Below are 23100 nucleotides of genomic sequence, written 5' to 3'. Positions count from 1 at the left end.
CGGCCGTGTTACAGCCCGCGTCACCTCGCATTACGGCTACGGGAAGCGGATCTCAGCACGGCGCCGGGCGGTCGGTGAAGTCGACGCAATCACCTGTGACGGCCACGCAACGGCGGTGCAATCTGCCGCTGCCAGGCTCTCGTCATGACGCCCCACCCCGCTCCTCCCGGTCAACCTGGCCCTCCACTCGGCCCTCATGGCCCCGACGGCACGGCGGACTTCGACAGTACCCAGCAGATCATGACCCGGTTCACCGCGCAGCTCACCAGCCAGCTCGACCGGCTGGGCCAGGGCGGTGTCCGCCGGGGTGGCCGCGATCGCCCGCCGACGCTCGTCGCCGTCGCCCACGGCAGCCGGGACCCCGAGGCGCTGCGCACCGCGAGCGCCCTCCTGGACCGCGTCCGCGCGCTCCGCCCCGGGCTGCCCGTACGCCTGGGCCATATCGAGCTCAACCGGCCGCTGCTGACCGACACACTGGCCGCGCTGCGCGGCGAGGCGGTGCTCGTCCCACTGCTGCTGAGCCGCGGCCACCACATCAAACAGGACATCCCGGACGCCATCGCCGCCGCGCCCCACCTCGCCGCCCGGATCGCCGCCCCGCTCGGCCCGGACCCGCTGCTCGCCGAGGCCCTGCACGCCCGGCTGGCGGAGGCAGGCCCACGGGCCGCGGCTCCGCACCGGACGGGCGGCGTCGTCCTCGCCGCCGCGGGCTCCCGGGACCCGGACTCGGCCGTCGACACGGCCCGTACCGCCGCCTTGCTCAGCGCCCGGCTCGGTGGGGTGCCCGTGCTGCCCGGCTACGCCTCCGGCTCCGGCCCCACAGTGCCCGAGGCCGTCCGCGCCCTGACCGCGCTCGGCCGCGACCGGATCGCGGTCGCCTCCTACTTCACCGCGCCCGGCCGCTTCGCGGCGCAGTGCGCGCACGCCGCTCCCGGCCTCGCGGCCGCCCCGCTCGGCGCCCATCCGGCGGTGGCGCGTCTCGTACTGCGCCGTTACGAACAGGCGCTGGCCTCTGCGCCCTTGTCGCACCCGGCGGCTACCGTCGGTGTATGAGTCCCAGCGCACCACCCCCTGAACCGGAACCGGATCCGGCCGGCTCGGCCGATGTCCCTTCGGCCGGTGTCCCTTCGGCCGGTGTCCCCTCGGCCGGTGCCGCCTCGGCCGGTGCCGCCTCGACCGGTGCCTCCGAGGCCGACCCCCGCCGCGTTCCCGGCTACGCCTCGGCGGACCTCGAGCGCTGGGCGCCCGAGCCGGACAAGCGGCCGGGCCGGACCGCCTTCCAGCGGGACCGGGCGCGGGTGCTGCACTCCGCCGCGCTGCGCAGACTGGCCGGGAAGACCCAGGTGGTGCCCGCCGCACCGACCGCCGACCCCGGACCGGCCGGGCGCGCCCCGGCCTTCGACGCCACGCCCCGCACCCGGCTGACCCACTCCCTGGAGTGCGCCCAGGTGGGCCGTGAGCTGGGGGCCGCCCTCGGCTGCGACCCGGATCTGGTGGAGACGGCCTGTCTCGCCCACGACCTCGGCCATCCGCCGTTCGGGCACAACGGCGAGCGGGTGCTCAACGAGATCGCCGAGCCCTGCGGCGGCTTCGAGGGAAACGCGCAGTCGCTGCGGCTGCTGGCCCGGCTGGAGCCGAAGCGGTTCGTGCCCGACCGGGGCACCGGCGAGCCGGTGAGCGTCGGGCTCAACCTCACCCGCGCCGCCCTGGACGCCGCCACCAAGTACCCCTGGCCGCGCGGCGGCCATCCGCACGGCCCCCGCTCCCCGAAGTTCGGGGTCTATGAGGACGACGCCCCGATCTTCGAGTGGTACCGGCAGGGCGCCCCCGAGGGCCGTACGACCTTCGAGGCCCAGGTCATGGACTGGTCCGACGATGTCGCCTACTCCGTCCACGACGTCGAGGACGGACTGCACGCGGGCCATCTGAGCCCCGCGAGCCTGCTCGCCGAACCCGAGCGCCGCGAGGTCTTCGCCGTCGCCGCCGACCGCTACGCCCCGGGGGCCGAGCCCGATGAGCTGGCCGAGGCGCTGGACCGGCTGCTGGGCCAGGAGTGGTGGCCGCACGGCTACGACGGCTCGTCCGTCGCCCAAGCCCGCCTCAAGGACGCCACCAGCCAGCTCATCGGCCGCTTCTGCCTGGCCGCCGAGGGCGCCACCCGCGCGGCGTACGGCACGGGCCGCTTCACCCGCTACCATGCCGAACTGGTCGTCCCCCGCGCCACCCGCCTGGAGTGCGCGGTCCTCAAGGCGGTCGCCGACCGGTATGTGATCCAGCGCGCCGACCAGGAGCTGGTCCGGGCCGATCAGCGCGTGGTCATCGCCGAGCTGGGCGAGGCCCTGATCGCCCGCGCCCCGGACGGCCTGGACCCCCAGTTCCGCGCGCTCTTCGACGCGGCCGGGGACGACCGGGGCCGGCTGCGGGCGATCGTCGACCAGATCGCCTCCCTGACCGACACCTCGGCGCGGGGGCTCCACGCCCGGCTCACCGGTTGAAGCCGGGAGCCGAAAGCGGGAAGCCGAAAGCCGAAAGCGGGAAGCCGGGAGCCGGGAGCCGGAAGCCGGTAGTCGCCCGCCGGATACGGCTTCCGCGCACACATACGGCCTACCGGCCCTTCCGGACGCACGCCCGGTGCGGGAGGCTCCCCTGTGACACAGCTTTCGGCACATCCTCTCGGCACCGCATTCTCGGCACATCTTCTCGACACGGCATTTAGGACGGCTTTCGGAGCGCACGACCTGACACGACCGGGGTAAGGCACTCATAGCGGAACTGCTCGGCACCGCTCGGCAGCGAGGAGGACACAAGTGGTGGACGCACACCAGACATTCGTCATCGTCGGAGGGGGCCTGGCCGGGGCGAAAGCCGCGGAAACCCTTCGAGCGGAGGGTTTCACCGGGCGGGTGATTCTCATCGGTGACGAACGCGACCACCCCTATGAACGGCCCCCGCTCTCCAAGGGCTTCCTCACCGGCAGCCAGGAGCGCGACAGCGTCTTCGTCCACGAGCCCGCCTGGTACGCCCAGTCCGATATCGAGCTCCACCTCGGCCTGCCCGCCGTCCACCTGGACCGCACCGCCAAGGCCGTGACCCTGGGCGACGGCGCCCGGGTCCACTACGATCGGCTGCTGCTGGCCACCGGCGCCGAGCCGCGCCGCCTCGACATCCCCGGCACCGATCTGGCCGGGGTCCACCATCTGCGCCGGCTCGCCCACGCCGAGCGGCTCAAGGGCGTCCTCACCACCCTCGGCCGGGACAACGGTCAGCTGGTCATCGCGGGCGCGGGCTGGATCGGCCTCGAGGTCGCGGCCGCCGCCCGTGGCTACGGCGCCGAGGTGACCATCGTCGAGCCCGAGCCCACCCCGCTCCACCCCGTCCTCGGCCCCGAGCTGGGCGCCCTCTTCGCCGACCTCCACGGCGAGCACGGCGTCCGCTTCCACTTCGGCGCCCGCCTTACCGAGATCACCGGCCAGGACGGCATGGTGCTGGCCGCCCTCACCGACGACGGCGAGGAGCACCCCGCCCACAGCGTGCTGGCCGCCATCGGCGCCGCCCCGCGCACCGCCCTCGCCGAGGCCGCGGGCATCGAGGTGGTGGACCGCGCGGCGGGCGGCGGCATCGCGGTCGACGCCTCGCTGCGCACCAGCGACCCGGACATCTTCGCGGCGGGCGACGTGGCCTCCGCCCCGCTCGCGTTCCTCGAGGGCACCCCCGTACGGGCCGCGCTCCCGCCGAGCGCGCGGCTGCGCGTCGAGCACTGGGCCAACGCGCTGAACGGCGGTCCGGCGGCGGCCCGCGCCATGCTCGGCCAGGACGTCGCGTACGACCGGGTGCCGTACTTCTTCTCCGACCAGTACGACGTCGGCCTGGAGTACTCCGGCTACGCCCCGCCCGGCAGTTACGACCAGGTGCTGGTGCGCGGCGATGTCGGCAAGCGGCAGTTCATCGCCTTCTGGCTGAACGACGGCCGCCTGCTCGCGGGCATGAACGTCAACGTCTGGGACGTCACCGAATCGATCCAACGGCTCATCCGCGGCGGGCAGCAGCTCGACCCGGCGGCCCTGGCCGACCCGGCCGTCCCGCTCACCTCGCTCCTTCCGTAGGCCCGTAGGCCCTTAGGTCCTCAGTCCCTCAGGCCCTCAGGCCCTCAGGCCCATAGGTCCTCAGGCCCTCAGACGCCTCGGAACACCGGGGTCCGGCAGGCGGCGGACAGCCGTGTCGGACCCCGGCCGTAGAATTCGGGCGTGGCAGGCAGGATCAACGATGACGACGTGAAGGCGGTACGGGCAGCGGTCCCGATCGACGCCGTCGTATCCGAATACCTCCAGCTGCGGAACGCGGGGGGTGGCAATCTCAAGGGCCTGTGTCCCTTCCATGACGAGAAGAGCCCGTCCTTCCAGGTCAGCCCCAGTAAGGGGCTCTACTACTGCTTCGGCTGCCAGGAGGGCGGCGACACGGTCGACTTCATCATGAAGATCGACCACCTCTCCTTCGCCGAGACCATCGAGCGGCTGGCCTCGCAGTCCGGGATCACCCTGCGCTACGAGGAGGGGGGCTACACCCCCGGCCGCCAGCAGGGCGAGCGCACCCGGCTGGTCGAGGCCCACAAGGCGGCCGCGCAGTTCTACATCGAGCAGCTGGACAGCCCCGAGGCGGAGATCGGCCGGAAGTTCCTCGCCGAGCGCGGCTTCGACCAGGCCGCGGCGCAGCACTTCGGCGTGGGCTACAGCCCGGCCGGCTGGGACCACCTCGTCCGCTATCTGCGCGGCCGCGGCTCCACCGACCAGGAGCTGATCCTCTCCGGACTCGCCCAGGAGAGCCGCCGCAATCCGATCGACCGCTTCCGGGGCCGGCTGATGTGGCCGATCCGGGACATCTCCGGTGAGGTCGTCGGCTTCGGCGCCCGGAAGCTCCGCGAGGACGACAACGGCCCGAAGTACCTCAACACCCCCGAGACCCCGCTCTACCGGAAGTCCCAGGTCCTCTACGGCATCGACCTCGCGAAGAAGGACATCGCCAAGTCCAGCCGGGCGGTGGTGGTCGAGGGCTATACGGACGTCATGGCCTGCCATCTCGCGGGCGTCACCACCGCCATCGCCACCTGCGGCACCTCCTTCGGCGGCGATCACATCAAGATCCTCCGCCGGCTGCTGATGGACAACTCGGGCGCCGAGGTAGTTTTCACCTTCGACGGCGACGCGGCGGGCCAGAAGGCGGCCCTGCGTGCCTTCGAGGACGACCAGAAGTTCGCCGCCGAGACCTACATCGCGATCACCCCGGGCGGGATGGACCCCTGCGAGCTGCGGCTCGCGGAGGGCGACGGCGCCGTCAAGTCGCTGGTCGAGAACCGCACCCAGCTGTTCGAGTTCGCCATCCGGCAGATCATCGCGCGTCACAACCTGGACACGGCGGTGGGGCGCGCCGCCGCGCTGGAGGAGGCGGCGCCCGTCGTCGCCGGGATCAAGAACAGCTCCATCCAGCACGAGTCGGCGGTCCATCTCGCGGGTCTGCTCGGCATCCTCGACACCCAGTTCGTCGTGCGGCGCGTCTCGCAGCTGGCCCGCTGGGCGCGGGAACGCGGCCGCGGCGCGGGCGGCGACCAGCGCGGCCGGGGCGACCAGCGCGGCGGTCCCGGGGGCGACGGACCGCGGCAGCGCCACCGAGGCGAGCCGGAGGCCCATGGCGGCTCGGAAGCCCAGGGCGCCCCGGTGCCCCCGCGCGGTCCCGCGCTGAATCTGCGCAGCCCCGCCCATCGCGTCGAGCGCGAGCTGCTCAAGCTGGCGCTGCAACACCCCCACCTGGTCTCCCCGGCCTTCGACGCCTACGGCATCGACGAGTTCACCGCCCCGCCGTACGCGGCGGTGCGCCGCGCCATCGAGGACGCGGGCGGCGCGACCGCCGCGGACGACGACTATCTCGCCCGGGTCCGGGAGGCGGCGCCCGACGACACGGTCCGGGCGATGGTCACCGAGCTCGCCGTCGAGCCGCCGCACACCCGCCGCGACCCGGACGAGGTGTACGCGGGGGTGCAGTTGGTGGCCGTCCGGCTGGCCGCGGTGAACCACCGCGTGACCGAGGTCCGGGGCGCCCTCCAGCGGCTGGGGCAGCACGCCGACCCCGCCCACCTCGCCGCCGTGCAGAACGAGCTCTGGGTGCTGCAGCAGTACGGCCAGTCCCTCCGGGACCGGGGCGCGGCGGCGCTGTAGGACGAGCGGGCGCTTGGGAAGGCAGGGGCGGCCGGGGGCGGCGAGGGCCGGTGGATGGGCTCCCGCCAGCACGTTCGTGCTCCGGCGGGCGGGCCGGAGAGCTCGCTGTAGTCGCCGGGTAGTCGTACGGTCACGGGCCGCTGAGCAAAAAGTGCTCGCACGCCCCTCGTGGCGGGCCTGTGTCGTACTCCACACTGGGATGCGGTGCCTGAGTCCTCGGAGCGCGGCGGTCTTGGCCGGGTAGGGCCGGAATCCCCCGCAGAGTCGCTCAAGATGTACGGGACGGACGGCGGCGCGGCCGCCGTGCCGTACCCGATCGTTCTGCCCCCTCAGCAGCGATCACCCTGGAGGTCGCCCCCGTGCAGACCCAGACCCTCACCGACGCGGCCCTTGCGGCGCACCCCCTGTCCCCCCACTCGCCCCGCGCCACAGCGGTAGCGCCGGCCATGCCCGAGGACTCGGCCGAGCTCGCCCCGGAAGGCGTACCGGATACCGGCCAGGACACCGCACCGGACTCCAAGGCCGACCTCGCCCCCGACACCGCCGCGGCCCCCGCGCCCGACGGCGCCGCCCCCGAAGCGGAACCCGCGGAACCCGCGGAGCCCGCAGAGCCCGCGGAGCCGGTCGACCCGGTCGAGGCCGTGGAGCCCGTGGAGCCCGTCGAGCCGATCGAGCCGCCCGCCCGCGCCGACACCAGCGGCCCCTCCGCCGACCTCTTCCGCCAGTACCTCCGCGAGATCGGGCGGATACCGCTGCTCTCCGCGGTCGAGGAGGTCGAACTGGCCCGCCGGGTCGAGGCGGGCCTGTTCGCCGAGGAGAAGCTCGGCAACACCCCCGACCTCGACACCCAACTCGCCCTGGACCTCGACAGATTGGTGGTCCTGGGCCGGATGGCCAAGCGCCGGCTGATCGAGGCCAACCTCCGCCTCGTCGTCTCCGTCGCCAAGCGCTACGTCGGCCGCGGCCTGACCATGCTCGACCTGGTCCAGGAGGGCAACCTCGGCCTGATCCGCGCGGTCGAGAAGTTCGACTACGCCCGCGGCTACAAGTTCTCGACGTATGCCACCTGGTGGATCCGCCAGGCCATGTCCCGCGCCCTGGCCGACCAGGCCCGGACGATCCGGGTCCCGGTGCATGTCGTCGAGCTGATCAACCGGGTGGTCCGGGTCCAGCGCCGGATGCTCCAGGAGCGCGGCTACGAACCCACCCCCGAGGAGGTAGCCGCCCATCTCGACCTGCTCCCGGAGCGGGTGAGCGAGGTGCTGCGGCTGGCCCAGGAGCCGGTGTCGCTCCACGCGCCGGTGGGCGAGGAGGACGATGTCGCCCTCGGCGACCTCATCGAGGACGGCGACGCGGCCTCACCCGTGGAGTCCGCGGCCTTCCTGCTGCTCCGCGAGCATCTGGAGGCCGTGCTGTCGACGCTCGGCGAGCGCGAACGCAAGGTGGTGCAGCTGCGGTACGGACTGGCCGACGGCCGCCCCCGCACGCTGGAGGAGATCGGCCGGATCTTCGGGGTGACGCGGGAGCGGATCCGCCAGATCGAGTCGAAGACGCTCAACAAGCTCCGCGACCACGCCTTCGCCGATCAGCTGCGGGGTTATCTGGACTGAGCGCTCCGCGGGAAGTGCCGCGATGGGTCGTCGGCCGACCGCGGCGCCGTCGTGGCTGGTCCCACGCGGCGTAGCCGCATATCGACACAGCCGCGGCGAGCCGCACATCGACACAGCCCCGCGCCCCTTCGGGGTGCTGCCCGAACCGTAGCGGACTTCCTCTCACATGGCCCCGTACCCGTCGGCCGTCCCCTGGCCCGCGGTCTCCTGGGCTCCCGCCTCGACGCCCCCGGACCCAAAAGCCTCCGGCTCAAAGGCCCCGGGGTGGATCTGCTCCCGCACCGCCACGTACTGCTGCCGGACCGACTGCCCCACCGGCAGGTCCTCGCCCGGCTCGAAGACCTGGCTCGCCGCGGCCGGCCAGCGCGGCGGCTCATGCGGCGAGTGGGTGCCGTGCGAGACGCCCAGCGCCCACGCGGCCTGCCGGGCCGCGCCCAGCGCGGCGTAGTCGGCGGGCTGGACCACCACGACCTGCGCGCCCAGCACCGCGGGCGCGATCGCGCGGACGGCCTGGAGGTCGGCCGCGGGCCCGAGCAGGAACACGCGCCGCACCTGGACGCCGCGCCCGCGCAGCACATCCAGCGCGTCAGCGAGCCCGCACAGCATCCCCTCGAACGCGGCCCGCGCCAGATGCTCGGGCTTCATCGACTCGCGCCGCAGCCCGGTCAGCGTCCCGGCCGTATGCGGCAGATGCGGGGTCCGCTCGCCCTCCAGATACGGCAGCAGCACCAGCCCGGACGACCCCGGGGTGGACTTCATCGCGAGCTCGGAGAGCCCCTCGAGATCCGTGCCGAGCAAATCCGCCGTACCGCGTAGCGCCCGTACCGCGTTGAGCGTATGGACCACCGGCAGATGCATGCCGGTGGCGTCTGCGTACGACAGGATCGTGCCGGTCGGATCGGTCAGCGCCTCATGGTGGACGGAGAAGACCGAGCCGGAGGCGCCCAGGGAGATCACCGCGTCGCCGACCCCGACCCCGAGCCCGAAGGCGGCGGCCATGGTCTCGCCCGTACCGGCGGAGATCAGCAGCCCCTCGGGGGTGTGCCCGGCGGCGTCGGCCGGGCCGATGACCTCCGGCAGCCGCACCTGGTGACCGAGGGCCAGCTGGACCAGGTCGGGGCGCCAGGATCCGTTCGCCGCCGACCAGTAGCCGCTGCTGGAGGCCGTACCGCGGTCGGTCGTACGCCGCACCGGCCGCCCCAGCAGCTGCCACACCAGCCAGTCGTGCGGCTGCATCAGCTCGGCCACGCGGTGCGCCGCGTCCGGCTCGTTCCGCGTCAGCCAGCGCAGTTTGGCCACCGGCTGCGAGGCGGTCGGCACGGCGCCGACCGCCTGGGCCCAGGCCGTGCGGCCGCCGAGCGCCTCGGTGAGGTCGGCGGCCGCGACCTGGGCGCGCTTGTCGTTGCCCACCAGCGCGAGGCGCACCAGCACCCCATTCGCGTCCAGCGCCAGCAGCCCGTGCTGCTGCGCCGAGACGCCGATGGCCTGGACCCCCTCGAGCAGCCCGCCCTCGGCGGCCTCGCCGAGCGACATCAGCCACGCCTGCGGGTCCACATCTCCGCTGCCGCCGACCGGATGCGGGGCGTACCCCTGTTTGATCACGGCACCCGTATCGGTGTCACAGACGACGATTCGTGTGCTCTCGGACGAACTGTCCAACCCGGCGACTATCCCCATGGATCAGATCATGCCACCGCCGGGTCTAGGTGTTGCTGGTGCCCCAGTCGTCCTCGCCCACCGCGCGGGGGTCGCGCTGCCCGATCTTCTCGCGCAGCGGCCGGACCTTGTCCAGCGCCCGCACGGCGGCATGCCGGCCTCCTTGCGCGGCCGATTCGGCGGTATTGCGGACGGCCGGGTTCCGTGCGAACTTCTGCGCGCACGCGCGCAGCTGCTCGTACCGCTCGCGGCCGGCTCGCGTGCCCAGTACGTAACCCACAGCCATCCCGGTGATGAACGTCAGCCGGTAGCGCATCGACCTGCCCTTCTCGCTGTCCTTCACATCTGGACCCCGGGGTCGTGCCGCACGTCTACCCGCCCGCGCCGCAGATCACCCACGATCATCCAGAAGATCATCCCTGGATCGGCGGAGGTTCGCCCGAGGGCGGACGCGGCGAACCGATTGGCGGAACACCCCCCTGCTTGCGCTAATGTATGTGTCGCAGCGAGCGCACGCCGTCCGGGAGATCCGGGCGGAGCCACGGTCGCGGCACACGGAGCAATCCCCTGTAGCTCAATTGGCAGAGCAGCCGGCTGTTAACCGGCAGGTTACTGGTTCGAGTCCAGTCGGGGGAGCTCGGTCCCCTGTAGCTCAATTGGCAGAGCATTCGGCTGTTAACCGGAGGGTTACTGGTTCGAGTCCAGTCGGGGGAGCAGGTGAGGAGGACCCTTTGCGGGGTCCTTTTTCATTTCCGGCCCCCTCCGGACGTGATCTACGTCATGATCGCAGCCAGGGGGCCTCCCAGCATCGGCCCTTCGAAGCAGCAGATCGTATGAGCGGCTATGCTGCGGCAGACGGCGCGCGCGGATGTGTACGACGCGCCGTTACGGGGCGGTAGCTCAGCCGGTTAGAGCAGCGGACTCATAATCCGTCGGCCGTGGGTTCGAGTCCCACCCGCCCCACCAGGGCATACGCGGGCAGGCCCATCCTGACCTGCGAAGACATAAGAACGGGAGTCGCCGCGCCGACGCGGGGACTCCCGTTCACTCGTCCGGATCAAGATCAAGTGGCCTTACAGTGGCCCGAACGGCCCACCAGTGGCCCAGGTGATGTCGCAGGTGACTACGCGGCCTTCCGGGATCGTCGTGAAGAGCGCCTAAGAGCGCCTATCGGCGTGGCCTCGCGAGCTGCCGGGGCGGGTGCTGGGGCCGGCGGACGGGCCCCATTGAGACACGTCCAGCCCATCCGGTCGGGCGCAAGGATCTCCATTTCGCGGTCGGCGCAGTGGCCCCGGACCCACTTCAGGGCGGCGTCAGCAGCGTGCTCCTGGCCCCGGCCGACAGTGCGGATCTCGCCGAGCAAGGGGCACTGCGGCCCGGTCTGTGCCCCGACGACCCACGTGTTTCCGGTGTCGCGGGAGCCGTGGGCGAAGATGACGGCGACGTCGCCTTGGAACGCCTCATTGGAGATCTCCAGCTCCTGCTGGACGTCGTACGCGACCTCGCGAGGCACGACGGACAGCGTGGACTCGGCCTCGGTGCGCATCATCTCGGGCAGCACGTTGGTGTAGGTATCTGAGGTGATCTGGCGCGAGGAGTGGCCCAGCCTCTCCTGCACGACCTTGATGTCGTTCTTGGCCAGCAGCAAGCCGGAGGCGACACCCGCCACCGGCTGAGCCTGCCCCTCCATGCCCGCCGAGCTGATGACCGCCGTTCAGGCCGTACTCGCCGAACAACCCACGTTGACCGGCCGGCCCCGTACGCGGGTACTCAGGGGCCCTCATGCACACATGAACCGCCCACCGGGGTTTGGGCGCGTTGGGGTTGCGCGGCTGGCTCGGGCGTTCGCGCGGTGGCTTCTGGAAGGGGACCGCGCCAGTCCAGGCAGAGGACGGTGGCGTCGTCTCTCGGGTGGCCCTTGGACGCGTCGGTGACCGCGGCGACCAGAGTGCGCACGACCTCGCGCGGGTGGTCGGCGGCGGTGTCATGGATGAGGCCGGGGAGGTTGACTGCTTCCGGTTGGCCTTCTTGCATGCCGTCGGTGTAGAGCAGGAGGCGGTCACGGGGGTGCAGGTCGAGGTCCTGGACTTGGTACGGGCCCTGCTCGGCGACGCCGAAGGGCAGGTTCACGGCCAGGTGCAGTTCGTTGACCGTGCCGTCGCGCAGCCGTAGCGGCCAGGGGTGGCCGGCGTTGACGAGTTGGGCGCCGGTCCCGTCCAGGGCGATGCGCAACAGTTGGCCGGTGGCGAAGGTCCGTCGGCCGTGGTCGAGGAGGGCTTGGTGGGTTTGGCGGGCCTGTTCGGCAAGGTCCGCCCCGGCGCGGCGGGCGCCGCGGGAGGCGTTGACCAGGAGAGTGGCCATGAGAGCGGCGTTGACGTCGTGGCCCATGGCGTCGGTGACGGACACGTGCAGGGTGTCGTTGTCGAGGGTGTAATCGTAGGTGTCACCGGCGATGTCGGCGGCCGGGACCAGGGCGCCGGCGAGGGTGAATTCGGCGGCTTCGCAGGAGGGGGCGGAGGGCAGGAGCTGGCGCTGGATTTCCGCGGCCAGGCTGACCGAGGTGGTGCGGTTGCCCGAGTGGTAGAGGTCGGTGAAGCGGCGGTCGGTGACGATGATGTAAGCCAGCGCGTGCGCAGCCTCTTCGACCTGATCCAGCACATCTGGTGTGACCTGCCGTAGAATCAGTTCCAGGACACCGATGGCGTCGCCGCGGTTGCTGACAGGAGCGAGCACCCGCTGCACCTGCTCGCCCTCCGGTACCCGCACCAGCTTCTGGTCGCGCAGGACCTCGTCGTAGATGCTGCTGCCGTCGAGGGGGACCTGTTCCGCGCGGTGCTCCTGTTGTGTAGCTGTCTTTTCGCTGACCCGCAGCACGCGTCGGCCGACGATGTCGGCGAACAGGAACGACACGTGTCGCGCGCCGAACCGGTCTCGCAGATTGCGTGCCACGACATCGAGGGAGTCCATCGGCGCGGCATCCTCCGCCGCTGCCAGTACCTCGGCCAGTCCGGTCCGTTCGTGCCCCACGTCAGCCTCCCTGAGTTACGGACTCTCTTATCCGCCGACAGCAAAATCAGCCGTAATAAATGCCTCAGCCCGTATGCGTGGGAGCGATGTTCTCCGCCGTCCTGACCGTGGCCGGGCAGTTCGAGAGCGACTACGGGAGAAGGCCCGCGTCAGCCAGGTCACTGCGGCGGAACCGGCACGGGAGTCTTCCGCGCGCTCGAACACGCCGGATGCGCCCCCGTGTTCGGTCTCGGCCTGGCCGGTTCGCGCTACGCGACGACCTTGGCCGCCGTAGGACCGCCATCGCCGGCCTGGGGCAGGGCGCCTACGTGGGCGTCGACTACGCGCTGGTCGTCTCCGTCCTGCCCGACAGCGAGACCGAAGCCGCCAAGGGCATGGGCCTGTTCAACATTGCCAACGCCCTCCCACAGAGCGTCGCGCCCGCCATCGCGCCTGCGTTCCTCACCATCGGAGGCGGCTCGAACTACGCGGTCCTCTACCTGAGCGCCGCGGCTTTCGCTCTTCCGGGTGCCTTCGCGCCGTCATGTTCGTCAAAGAGACCAGGTGACGCGGTCCCCGCTCATGCGGGTAGGGCGCCGGGTGATCCGAGTCCCCTGCTTCACGTTCGGCCGAGGCCGAACGGGCGGCGCGTCCGGAGACCCATGAGACGGCCCTGCTGTCCGTCCCGCAGGGGAATCGCTCCGTCACCATCCTCCGCGAGCGGTCGACGCACTCCCTCCAGGCCGGCGGCTGGGCGGGCCGTACCTCGCCCCTGCACGTCACGGCATCCGGTCGCGCCCTCCTGCTCGACAGCACGAGTGATCAGGTCTGTGATCTCGTCGAGGGTGACCCGGGCGCCCCCGGCTACGGGCGCAACCTCCCTGACCAGCCTCTCCAAGGTGCTCAACCGGCTTGACCAGGAGCCGCCCGCGCCCAGGCCGAAGACATCATCGCCCGCTGCTTCGCACCCGGCCCGGGAGGCGGACTGTTCGCCGACGCGCCCGGCAGCCCGCCCACCGTGCGCGCCCAGTGCGACGCCGTGGAGATCGCCGACCTGCTCCTCGGGCGCGCCCCGCTCCCGCTGTCCGCGGACGAGCAGATCGCTCGGCTGCGCTTCTGGCAGGACCCCCACAGCGGCATCGTCGGCGCACTCGACGAGGACGGACGCCAACGCCCCGTCGGCACACCCCCCTTCAGCAAGGAGACCGGCTACCACTTCCTGTGCGTCGGCTACGCCCTCGACTTGCTGGGCAGCGAGTTCGCCCATCCCCCGCACGGCGTCGCCGCACTGAGCGCCGGTGACGTCGTCGAGTACCTGGAGGCGCTGCCCCGGCAGGAGAATCCACCGATGGCCTGATGCGGGTCGTCAACGGCTTCTACCGCGCCAGTCGCGGCACGTTCGCGCAGTTCGGACTGCCCTGCCCTACCCCGAGCGGACCATCGACTCCGTACTCCAGCACGCCCGCGATGCCCGCTACACCCGCCGGGACCGGCAGACGGCCTGCGACATCCTGGACATCGCCCATCCGCTGTGGCTGACCCGCACCACCGGTTACCGCGCCGACGAGGTCGTCACCCTGGCACGGCAACTGCTCGCCGACGCGCTCCAGCACTGGGTGGAAGGCGTTCCGAACCGGTCGCGTACGACGGTGATCACTTCGTCCTACTCCCGCGCGGAGGAGACATCGAGGCGGGCAGCGACGACCTCCGCACCGCGTGCCTCGATCCGGTGGGACAGGTCCCGCTGGGGGCCTTCGGCGACATCGGTGATCACTAGCCGGGCGCCTTCGCGGGCGAAGAGTTCGACGATCGCTGTGCCGAGGCCGCCGGTCCCGCCCGTGATCAGCGTGACTTTGCCGTCAAGTCGTTGTCGTGTCATGGATATGGTCCTTGATTCTCGTTGATGCTGACTGGCTGACTGGCTGACTGCTGTGTCGGGACCTCTTGGTCCGCCAACGGCGGATTCGCCCCCGGTGACCAGGGCGGTGGCTGCCGGTCACCATGTACCGGCCGGTGTACGCGCTGCGCCGCTCGCCGCGGGCTTCGTCGTCCCGCTCCACCGAGTCTGGGCAGGTCAGCGGCCATCAACCAGGACGCGTGCTGCCTGGGCGTGGCACACCCAGGCAAGCAGACCTGGTCTCGGTCTCAGCTGATCAGGTCCGATTCGCTTCTCGTTTCAGGTGATCCGGTCCGTCGGAGCTGCTTGTCCGGTCGCATTCAAGCGACTGAGCTGGTCGTCGACGATGACGACCCGCACCGGCTCCCGCTCGCTGTCGACGTTTCTCATCTCTCCTGGGGCCGGCGCGGCCAGGGCAGTCGCGCGGTGAGGACGTATCCGCCGTCGGGTGCGGGGCCGTGGTCGAGTGTCCCGGCGGCGAGGGTGACGCGTTCGCCGCGGCCGAGAGGGCCGAAACCGGAGCCCGGGGCGTGCTTGGCCGCGTTGGTCAGGCCCTCCTGGACGACCCGGTAGCGGGTCCGCCCGAGTGTGTCGGACGGCGTCCCCGCCACGGTGCTGGTGAGCGTGGCGCCAGTCCCGACGTGCGGGCGTCGTCGACCAGTTCGGGGACGCGGCCGAGGGAGGGCTGCGGCGGTTCCGGGCGGTCCGGGTCGGCGCGGAGGACCCCGAGGATGTCGCGCAGTTCCTCCAGTGCCTGCTGGGAGCCGTCGGCGATGCCGCGGACGAGCGTCCGGTTGTCCTCCCCGCGCCGCCTGTTCCCGCTCCGCGCGCTCGCGCAGCGACCGTACCTCCAAGCGCCGCGCCCCGACCGCCGTACCGAGGGCGACCGCGATGCCCGCGGTCAGCGCGGGGACGACCGCCCGCTCCAGCCAGGTCGCACCGTCGCCGCCCTCGACGGGATAGAGCCCGACGGCGAGCGAGGACGCGACCACGTACGCCAGGACGGCCGGCCCGATCTCCACCGGGCGGCGGCGCGTGGAGATCGAGGTCAGCGCCAGGAGCGCCGCGCCGGTGGCCAGCGTCGACGCGGTCGAGGCGATCGCGACCGTCATGGCGCCGGCGAGCGGGAACCGCCGCCGCCACAGCAGCAGCGTCAGGCAGCCGAGCGCCACCAGCGGATCGCCGGTGGCGAACCAGGAGCCCATCTCCGCCGCCTGCCCGTCCGGCAGCAGCGTGCCGGTGGAGAGCCACACCGGGACGCCCGCCGCCGCGGCTGCTCCCAACCGCCAGGTCTGCTGTCACCCGCCGAGCCGGGGCACCTCGTCCATGTTCATGGCCGTCATTCTCCCGAGGCCGTATGGGCCCGCGCAGCGGACCCGGGTCCACCCCGCCCCCGACCTCGGTCGTACCACCCTCTCGACCGCGGTCGAGGACGGTTCGAGACGCCGGTCCGATGTGTCCGCGGCGCCCGTTGAACAGACTCGTTCACGTACCGAATCGACCGGACGCGGAACGGAGTACGTGATGGGCAGAGGCGGCTACCTGGCCCTGGAGGCCTTCGGGATGGTGCTCGCGGCCCTGGCCGCCCCCACGGCGATCCACGGGGTGCTGAACCGGGAGTCCGAGCACTGGTGGGGGCTCCTGGACCAGGTGCCCGGCAGCCTCGCCGGGCGGACGGTCCTGCTCGGGCTGGTCGCGGTCCTCGGCATCGCGTACGGCGGCTGGGCCCACCTCCGGCTCCAGCCCGGCACCGGGCGGGACGCACCGAGCGCCTGATCCCGTGGCCCGCACCTCGTACCTGGCGCGTGGCATCTGTCAGCCGGCATCCGGCTGACATCCGACAGACACCTGACACGTGACACCTGAGGAGACCCTCACATGCATCGGAAGAAGGCCCTGTCCCTCGTCATCGTCACCTCCGCGGTGGCGGCGACCACCCTCGTAGGGTGTCGGCCGTCGGTCTCGGACACCGCCGAGGCGACGGCCGACACCCTGCGGTGGGGCTCGTGCAAGGACTCGGAGAAGAAGTCCGGGGACACCGGGGAGTCGAAGACGCGGAAGAAGTCCGGCAAGGACCCCGCCTCCCGGCTGGAGTGCGCGACGCTCGAAGTCCCCCTGGACTACCAGGACCCGGACGGCCGCAAGATCGACATCGCCGTCTCCCGGCTGACGAGCGAGAACCCCTCGAAGCGCCGCGGCGCGCTGCTGGTGAACCCGGGCGGCCCGGGAGTGGGGGGCCTCGGCTACCCGGCCGCGCTCGCCGCCGGGGGGCTGCCGCAGGACGTGCAGGACTCGTACGACCTGATCGGCTTCGACCCGCGCGGCGTCGGCCGCAGTACGCCGGTGACCTGCGACCTCACGCCCGAGCAGCTGAAGCACCGGCCGGTGTACGCGAAGACCGCGGCCGATGTCACGAAGGAGGCGGACCACGCGCGGGATGTCGCCAGGCAGTGCGCCGGCTCGAAGACGTCGTGGATGCTGCCGCAGGTCAGCACCGCGAACACCGCCCGCGACATGGACCGGATCAGGGCCGCCCTCGACGAGTCGAAGATCTCGTACTTCGGCGGCTCCTACGGCACCTCCCTCGGTTCGATCTTCACGACGCTCTTCCCGGGGAAGAGCGACCGGATCGTGCTGGACAGCAATCTCGGTCCGAAGGGGTACGACTTCACCGCCGCGCGGATGTTCGGCCGAGGCATGGAGGACCGGTTCCCGGACTTCGCGAAGTACGCCGCCGCGCACCCCGGGTACGGCCTGGGCGGCACGCAGGAGCAAGTGAAGCGGAAGTTCTACGAGTTGGCGGAGCGGCTGGACAAGAAGCCGGCTCAGGGATACGACGGGGCGCGCTTCCGCGCGGACACGTTCGGCATGCTGTACCTCGACTCCAACATGCCCCTGGTGGCCAAGACCTGGCAGGCCCTCGACACGGGCCGGCCGCTGAGCCCGCCGGTGCCGGACCCGGAGAACGCCACGGCCTCCCGTTACCACGTGACCTGCAACGACAGCCGCTGGCCGAGGTCGATCGGGGCCTACCAGCGCAATACCGCGGTGGACCGCGAGAAGTACCCGATGGTGGGCGGGTCCACCTCCAACATCGGACCGTGCGCCTTCTGGCCGCAAGAGCGCACCGAGCCGCAGGTGCAGATCGGTGACCGGGGCCCGTCGAACGTCCTCATGGTGCAGAACGAGCGCGACCCGGGCTCACCACTGTCCGGCGCGAAGAAGCTGCGGAAGGCGTTCGGCAAGCGGGCCGTGTTGGTCACCGCCGACCAGGGCGGCCATGGCGTCTACCCGACCACCGCCAACACCTGCGCGAACGACGCGGTGACCACGTACCTGACCACCGGGAAGCGCCCGGCCAAGGACCTGGCCTGCCCCGCGGAGCAGCCGAGCGGGCAGCCGGGCGCACAGCCGGCCGCGTAACGGGGGACGGCAGCGGAAGCGGCAGGAGCCGGAACGGGAACGGGAGCGGGAACGGGAGCGGGAGTACGGACATGCTCAAGGAATGGCGACAGCGTCGGGCCCTGCAGCGGGTCAAGCCCGGAGACGGGCGGGAACTAAAGCGTTTCCGCTGATGGCAGCAGCTTTCCCGGGCCCTGTTCTACCTGCGGACGGCGGACGCCACCGGTCGGTGGACGGTCTACGCCGTGAACGTCAGGCACGGCCAGAACCAGGGCTCCGGCAACGTCAAGGCGGAGCTGTACGTCGACGGCAGGCAGCACCGCGGTGTGCAGGCTCCCCGCCGCCCTCGAGATCGCCCAGCAGGTCAGGGCGTTCACCGCACCCGTGCACCTGTCGGTGTGGATGAAACATCGCCGTCGTACTCATCACCCTGGCGGCCAGTACCGAACGCGCCCTGCGCCTCCGCTGCAGCCGCCTCCTCGACGGCGGCGCGGGCTGACCCGCCACCAGCGCCACCACCGGCGCGCAGCCCGCCCCGTACCCGGGCGGCCCCGGGACGGACCCCGGCCTCGAGTCAGCGGTCGGCGAACACCCCCTGGAGCATGCCCGTGGCCTGGCCGACCTCAATGAGGTAACCATCGGGGTCGCGCAGATAGCAGCGCAGCTCGGCCTTCCGGTCGAGGGGCTCCGTGAGGAACTCTGCTCCTCGGGCCGCGGCGTCGGCGTAGAAGGCGACGATGTCGGCGACACGGACGTTCAGAAAACTGGACACGGTGTCACCGTTCTCCGGTGGCGCAAGGGTCACGCCGGGCTTGTCCGGGGTGGGCCCGCCCCCGGGGTTCATGATGATCCACGCGTTGGCCACCTTCACGATGGCCGGGTTCTCCTCCAGCACAACCTCGCCGCCGAAGATCTCGGCGTAGAAACGCCTCGATCTCGCGACGTCGCGCACTGTCAGGAAGTGGGTGAGCAGCAGCCCCTGCCCAGGTGCAGGCAGATCACCGGGAGTCGTCATCGCCGTGGCCCTTTCTTCAAGTGGAGAGCCAGACCGGTCACACCGGGCTGCACTCTGGCTCCTGCCCTGCTCGTCTCCCACGGGGTAACCCGGTGGGAGCGGGATATGCGTCCGAACGGAGCCATGACGCACTACGCTGTTACGAGGCGGCTGACCTGTGTAAACGCCGTCCGGCTCCTCCCTCGGGCGAAGAGGGCGGGGCCCTTTTCGTCGGTAAGACAATCCGCTGCGGCGGGGTTCGATGACGGGGACGCTTCAGGGGAGAGGGGCGTGTAGGTGAACTCCATGTTGTTGCCCACGGCCCAGTCGCCAACGCGGGTGTCCCCTTCTTCGTGGTCAGGCGCGGGGAGAAGTTGTCGATCGCGATCGCGATCCGCATCGTGGCGGTTGGAGACCGATCTGCGCACGCCGCCAGGTCACCACCGACCAGCTGCCTTCGATCACCTCGGTGCTGATGGGTGTCGATGACGCAGAAGCGGTTACCTTCGGGATCGGCGAGCACGACGAAGTCGGCATCGTCCGGATAACCCCAGTCGTCTTCCATCTCCTCGCGCGGGACGTATCCCAGGGCCTCCATCCAGAATGCGGCCGCACGCGGCACATCCGAGACACCCAGTACAACGGAACCAGCATGCGCCGATTCTGGCGGACAGCACCGAATACACGACACCGGCCACACCCCCGACAACGGGGCGAGCATTGCCTGATGCGGCACCGGTTATTGGGGTCACCCGGCTCGGGCGATGTGGATTCCGGGGCAGGCTCCCTTTACTGGCCGGCGCGGCTCAGCAGCCGCCCCGCTCCATGACGGAGTCACGCATCCGGCTCTGTCCGACATGCGGCGCGGCGTGGAGTCCGCTTATGTGATGGGTGACAACTCTCTGTGATCGCCGTGGCGCCGCAGGGCGACCCTACGGCGCTGAGGAGGTACGACCCTGATGAGGCTTGGTTTGGCTTCGCGCCTCGCGGCGGTGGCCGCGGTGACAGCGATCATGACGGTGGGTCAGACGGCATCCGCCGTGTCGGCGGGTGGGGACACGAGACCGTTCCTCGAGCCGCTGCACACCGTCTCGACCGTCGCGTCCACGGTTCCGGCCAACGGTGACGTGAACCCCTACGGCACCGCCCTGGTCAAGAAGAGCAACGGTGACCTGCGGCGCGGCAACGTACTGGTCAGCAATTTCAACAACGCCGCGAACGAGCAGGGCACGGGGACCACTCTCGTGCAGATCAGTCCCAATGGCACGAACAGGCTGTTCGCCCAGATCGACCCGCAGAACCTGCCGGGACCGTGCCCGGGGGGCGTGGGCCTGACCACCGCACTGTCCATCCTGCCGGGTGGCTGGGTGGTGGTGGGCAGTCTGCCCACCGCCGATGGCACATCCGCCACGGCGCAGGCCGGGTGCCTGCTCGTGCTGGACAGCCACGGAAAGGTCCGCAGGACCTTCAGCGGCCAGGGGATCAACGGTCCCTGGGACATGACCGCGAAGAGCCGGGGCGATGAGACCGATCTGTTCGTCACCAACGTGCTCAACGGCACGGTCGCCGGCGGCGGCGACATCGTGCGGCGGGGCACCGTGCTGCGCATCACCCTGCGCACCCACGACGACCGGCCGCCGACCCGGATCGCCACGACCGAGATCGGTTCGGGCTTCGCGCAGAAGACCGACCCGGCGGCTCTCGTGATCGGACCGACGGGTGTCGGCCTGCGGGACGGGACGCTCTATGTGGCGGACACCGTCGACAACCGCATCACCGCGATCTCCAACGCGCTGACCCGTCGCACCAGCGCCGGCACCGGCCGTGAGATCACCGCCGACCAGAACCTCAACGGCCCGCTCGGGATGGACATCACCCCGAAGGGCGACATCCTCACTGTCAACGGCGGCGACGGCAATATCGTGGAGACGACCCCACGCGGCGACCAGGTGGCCGTGCGCACGCTCGACACCAGCGGCACCCCGCCGGGAGCGGGCGCACTGTTCGGCCTCGCGATCGCCACAAACCCCAACCGGGTCTACTTCGTCGACGACGCGACCAACACGCTGAACCTGCTGAGCCGACCCTGACCCCCCCTGCGCGGGGCCGATTTCGGCCCCGCGCAGGCCCCAGGCACTCCGTTGTCCCAGCCGGGCAGGGGCCGACGGCTACGGGTCCGTCCTGGCCTCCTACACTCACGGCATGAACGACTACACGTGCACCCACTGCGGCACCGTCGGTCTGGCGGAAGGTTTCATCGAGGACGCCGGCGAGCACTCGAAAGGGTACGCGCGCTGGATCGAGGGCGCGATGGAGCGGGGAATGTTCGGGGGTGCCAAGCGGATAGGCCGGACCCGGCGGCAGATCGTGGCGTACCGCTGCCCCAAGTGCGGGCACCTCGAGCTGTTCGTCGACGACGAGGGGTAGTCGGTTCTCATTGTCCCGGACGCCCGTGTGCGCGGTTGCCCGTGTGCGCGGGCGCCTGCGCGCGGTCGCTCATGCGCGGGCGCCCGTCGCGCACCGGGGTCCTTATCCGCGCTGCTCGTGGCGGTGCCACTCGCGTCCACCGTCGCGAGAGATCCAGAGCCCTTCGCCCTTCACCAGGTCGTACGTCGCCGTCGTCGCGTCCGCGATGCCGTAGAGCGTCGTGCCGTCGACGGTCAGCGACGTGAATGCCGCCGGCGTCTTCACTTCGTGGAAGGCGTCGTTGGCGCGGTCGTCGGCGAGCCAGTAGCGGCCGCCTTCCTCGCCGACGAGCAGCCGACCGTCCGCCAGCGACTCCAGGACCAGCGACTCCGGGTCGCGCTTCAGCTCCCTCCAGGGAATTCCGCCCGCGAGGACCGTCCGCCAGTGTTCGCCGCCGTCCGTCGTCAGCAACAGGCCGCGCACGCGCTCGCCCCGGATGAGGGACAGCGCCGCGGTGCCACCCCGCGCGGCGAGGATGCCCCCCGCGTACGGCTTCGGGACGGCTCTGGAGCCAAGGGTGTGACCGTCGCGCTGCCATACGACGCGGTTGGGGGCTTCGGTCAGGGGCTGGTCCAGGCTCCAGGCCGTGCCGCGTTCGTCGACGGCGAAGCGGATGGCGTAGTCCGGCGCTCCGGCCGGGGGCGCCACGGTGCGGGTGGCGGGGCGGTAGATGAGGGTCGGCTCCAGTTCGGCGAGCAGGACATCGCCGGGGCGGGTGGGCGACGGGGTCTCGGTGATGACGGTCTTGTGCCGCTTGCCGCGTACGTCGAGGGCGTACGCTCCCTCCGCTCCCTCGCCCGGCGGCACCCGCACGAAGCCCCCGCGCACCCCCTTGAACGCGGGCGGCGGGTCCTCCGCGTCCGCGTGTTCCGCGTGCTCGGCGACCGTATGGCCGTCGGGGCCGACCATGCGCCAGGCGGTGGCGGCCGGCCCCTCGTCGTCCTCGACGTTGCTCGCCAGGTACGCCAGGAGCAGCGAGCCGTCGTTCGCGCGGGCCACATCGGTGGGTGCCCCGGCCGCCTCGATGACATCGGCCGGGCGCGGGTGGGGGTCTTCGATGACACGTCTGTACTTCGCCTCACGGTCCCCGGAGTCCCCGTCGCCGGAGCCACCCGGGCCACAGGCGGTCAGCGCCAGTGCCGCACTCGCCGCGGCCGTGAGCCCGACCGTCCGCTTCCCGCTTTTCCCGAGCCACCCGCTTTTCCCGAGCCACCCGCTTTTCCCCAGCCACGCCATCGCCACATCCTCACACGACTCAAGCCCTTTGCGGAAAGTGCGAAGCGTGGCCAGAGTGAGCGTATGTGTAAGGACAGTAAGGGCAGTAAGGACAGTGACGCCGTGTCGGCAGTGGTCGGGCGCTTCGGATCGGGGGCGGGGCCCGATGAATGACGCACCGCTGGCGGGTGCCCTGCGGCTGCCGGACGGCTCCTGGGTTCGGGGGCGCGGTCTGCGGCATCCGCGGCCGGAGGGGCCGCTGCCCGGGTTCGGGCTGTATCTGGGGTCCACCCGGTTGCGTGAGCGGCATGACGGAGAGCTGGGGTGGGAGCGCGCGTGGGGCGAGTGGCCCGACTTTCTGCTGCCCCGCGACCGCGACCTGGCCGTACGGCAGATTCGCGCGCTGCACCAGCGGGCGCGGGCGGGCACGCCCGTCGAGGTCGCCTGCGGAGGCGGCGTCGGCCGGACCGGGACCGTCATCGCCTGCCTGGCCGTCCTGGCGGGGGTGGCCCCCGCCGACGCCGTCACCTGGGCGCGTACCCACCATCACCCCCGGGCCGTCGAGACGCCTTGGCAGCGGCGTTGGGTGGCCCGGTTTCCGGCCGGCTGACGGCAGAGGTGGCGTCCAGGGCCCGGCCCGCCTCTCGG

The 23100-nt window shown here is 71.5% G+C and carries 19 protein-coding genes, 3 tRNA genes and 2 pseudogenes; 15 read left to right on the top strand and 9 right to left on the bottom strand.

Annotated features, from left to right (window positions below; all coding sequences use genetic code 11):
* Positions 1-240: 240 nt before the first annotated feature.
* From JK364_RS51490 to JK364_RS51470, 5 genes are all read left to right on the top strand, one after another.
* A complete protein-coding gene (locus tag JK364_RS51490; RefSeq protein WP_201858391.1) occupies positions 241-1053 on the top strand; it encodes a sirohydrochlorin chelatase in 813 nt (270 codons plus the stop codon).
* Positions 1050-2495: a deoxyguanosinetriphosphate triphosphohydrolase gene (locus JK364_RS51485; RefSeq protein WP_230993842.1), complete on the top strand. Its 1446-nt coding sequence runs from the start codon at positions 1050-1052 to the stop codon at positions 2493-2495. The genes JK364_RS51490 and JK364_RS51485 overlap by 4 nt, the downstream gene beginning before the upstream one ends.
* Positions 2496-2807: 312 nt before the next feature.
* Positions 2808-4103, top strand: coding sequence for an NAD(P)/FAD-dependent oxidoreductase (locus JK364_RS51480; protein ID WP_201858390.1), 1296 nt, complete (start codon positions 2808-2810; stop codon positions 4101-4103).
* Between the two features lie 141 nt (positions 4104-4244).
* Positions 4245-6206, top strand: coding sequence for a DNA primase (dnaG, locus tag JK364_RS51475; RefSeq protein ID WP_201858389.1), 1962 nt, complete (start codon positions 4245-4247; stop codon positions 6204-6206).
* A gap of 446 nt (positions 6207-6652) precedes the next feature.
* Positions 6653-7816 carry an RNA polymerase sigma factor gene (locus tag JK364_RS51470; protein WP_230993846.1) on the top strand — a complete coding sequence of 388 codons (1164 nt, stop codon included), beginning with the start codon at positions 6653-6655 and terminating at the stop codon, positions 7814-7816.
* A 162-nt stretch (positions 7817-7978) separates the two neighbouring features.
* On the opposite strand, the gene JK364_RS51465 is transcribed toward JK364_RS51470, so the two are convergent.
* Together JK364_RS51465 and JK364_RS51460 are read right to left on the bottom strand one after the other, a co-directional pair.
* Positions 7979-9493 (bottom strand): FGGY family carbohydrate kinase, encoded by a 1515-nt coding sequence (locus tag JK364_RS51465; RefSeq protein WP_230993841.1) that lies wholly within the window; start codon positions 9491-9493, stop codon positions 7979-7981.
* A 25-nt stretch (positions 9494-9518) separates the two neighbouring features.
* Complete coding sequence (locus JK364_RS51460) at positions 9519-9788, bottom strand: YtxH domain-containing protein (protein WP_201858398.1); 270 nt, start codon at positions 9786-9788, stop codon at positions 9519-9521.
* 247 nt (positions 9789-10035) lie between these two features.
* Between JK364_RS51460 and JK364_RS51455 the strand changes: the two genes are divergently transcribed.
* From JK364_RS51455 to JK364_RS51445, 3 genes are all read left to right on the top strand, one after another.
* Positions 10036-10108 (top strand) — tRNA-Asn (locus tag JK364_RS51455).
* Between the two features lie 5 nt (positions 10109-10113).
* Positions 10114-10186 (top strand) — tRNA-Asn (locus JK364_RS51450).
* Between the two features lie 175 nt (positions 10187-10361).
* Positions 10362-10438, top strand: a tRNA-Ile gene (locus JK364_RS51445).
* 157 nt (positions 10439-10595) lie between these two features.
* Here the strand turns inward: JK364_RS51445 and JK364_RS51440 are convergent.
* Complete coding sequence (locus tag JK364_RS51440) at positions 10596-11162, bottom strand: hypothetical protein (RefSeq protein ID WP_201858387.1); 567 nt, start codon at positions 11160-11162, stop codon at positions 10596-10598.
* Between the two features lie 80 nt (positions 11163-11242).
* Complete coding sequence (locus JK364_RS51435) at positions 11243-12439, bottom strand: PP2C family protein-serine/threonine phosphatase (protein ID WP_230993845.1); 1197 nt, start codon at positions 12437-12439, stop codon at positions 11243-11245.
* Positions 12440-13145: 706 nt separating this feature from the next.
* Between JK364_RS51435 and JK364_RS58550 the strand changes: the two are divergent.
* A pseudogene (locus JK364_RS58550) lies at positions 13146-13394 on the top strand (hypothetical protein); the annotation flags it as partial.
* Between the two features lie 102 nt (positions 13395-13496).
* Positions 13497-13835: a hypothetical protein gene (locus JK364_RS56510; RefSeq protein ID WP_230993840.1), complete on the top strand. Its 339-nt coding sequence runs from the start codon at positions 13497-13499 to the stop codon at positions 13833-13835.
* Between the two features lie 306 nt (positions 13836-14141).
* Here JK364_RS56510 and JK364_RS51425 read toward each other — a convergent pair whose 3' ends face one another.
* The 3 genes and pseudogenes from JK364_RS51425 to JK364_RS51415 form a co-directional block, all read right to left on the bottom strand.
* The gene (locus tag JK364_RS51425; protein ID WP_269146452.1) at positions 14142-14357 is read right to left on the bottom strand and encodes an SDR family NAD(P)-dependent oxidoreductase; all 216 of its coding nucleotides are present in this window, start codon (positions 14355-14357) and stop codon (positions 14142-14144) included.
* A complete protein-coding gene (locus JK364_RS56505; protein WP_307841680.1) occupies positions 14338-14538 on the bottom strand; it encodes an Atu4866 domain-containing protein in 201 nt (66 codons plus the stop codon). The genes JK364_RS51425 and JK364_RS56505 overlap by 20 nt, the downstream gene beginning before the upstream one ends.
* A 223-nt stretch (positions 14539-14761) precedes the next feature.
* A pseudogene (locus JK364_RS51415) lies at positions 14762-15658 on the bottom strand (sensor histidine kinase).
* A gap of 241 nt (positions 15659-15899) precedes the next feature.
* Between JK364_RS51415 and JK364_RS51410 the strand changes: the two are divergent.
* Positions 15900-16151 (top strand): hypothetical protein, encoded by a 252-nt coding sequence (locus JK364_RS51410; RefSeq protein WP_201858385.1) that lies wholly within the window; start codon positions 15900-15902, stop codon positions 16149-16151.
* A 102-nt stretch (positions 16152-16253) separates the two neighbouring features.
* Positions 16254-17798 carry an alpha/beta hydrolase gene (locus JK364_RS51405; RefSeq protein ID WP_201858384.1) on the top strand — a complete coding sequence of 515 codons (1545 nt, stop codon included), beginning with the start codon at positions 16254-16256 and terminating at the stop codon, positions 17796-17798.
* Positions 17799-18351: 553 nt separating this feature from the next.
* Here the strand turns inward: JK364_RS51405 and JK364_RS51400 are convergent.
* Positions 18352-18792, bottom strand: a complete 441-nt coding sequence (locus JK364_RS51400) for a VOC family protein (protein ID WP_201858383.1) — start codon at positions 18790-18792, stop codon at positions 18352-18354.
* A gap of 938 nt (positions 18793-19730) precedes the next feature.
* On the opposite strand from JK364_RS51400, the gene JK364_RS51395 reads away from it, so the two are divergent.
* Together JK364_RS51395 and JK364_RS51390 are read left to right on the top strand one after the other, a co-directional pair.
* On the top strand, positions 19731-20861 hold the full coding sequence (locus tag JK364_RS51395; RefSeq protein WP_230993839.1) for an NHL repeat-containing protein: 1131 nt from the start codon (positions 19731-19733) through the stop codon (positions 20859-20861).
* A gap of 112 nt (positions 20862-20973) precedes the next feature.
* Positions 20974-21198 carry a hypothetical protein gene (locus JK364_RS51390; RefSeq protein WP_201858382.1) on the top strand — a complete coding sequence of 75 codons (225 nt, stop codon included), beginning with the start codon at positions 20974-20976 and terminating at the stop codon, positions 21196-21198.
* A 102-nt stretch (positions 21199-21300) separates the two neighbouring features.
* On the opposite strand, the gene JK364_RS51385 is transcribed toward JK364_RS51390, so the two are convergent.
* Positions 21301-22473 carry a hypothetical protein gene (locus JK364_RS51385; protein WP_201858381.1) on the bottom strand — a complete coding sequence of 391 codons (1173 nt, stop codon included), beginning with the start codon at positions 22471-22473 and terminating at the stop codon, positions 21301-21303.
* A 145-nt stretch (positions 22474-22618) separates the two neighbouring features.
* Between JK364_RS51385 and JK364_RS51380 the strand changes: the two genes are divergently transcribed.
* Positions 22619-23062, top strand: a complete 444-nt coding sequence (locus tag JK364_RS51380; RefSeq protein WP_201858380.1) for a phosphatase domain-containing protein — start codon at positions 22619-22621, stop codon at positions 23060-23062.
* The last annotated feature ends 38 nt before the right edge of the window (positions 23063-23100 follow it).

Origin of the sequence: Streptomyces endocoffeicus, assembly GCF_016741935.1 — a bacterium.
Taxonomy (GTDB): Bacteria; Actinomycetota; Actinomycetes; order Streptomycetales; family Streptomycetaceae; genus Streptomyces; species Streptomyces endocoffeicus.
The sequence above is the reverse complement of the archived record's forward strand: the minus strand, read 5'-3'. Positions and strand labels throughout refer to the sequence as shown.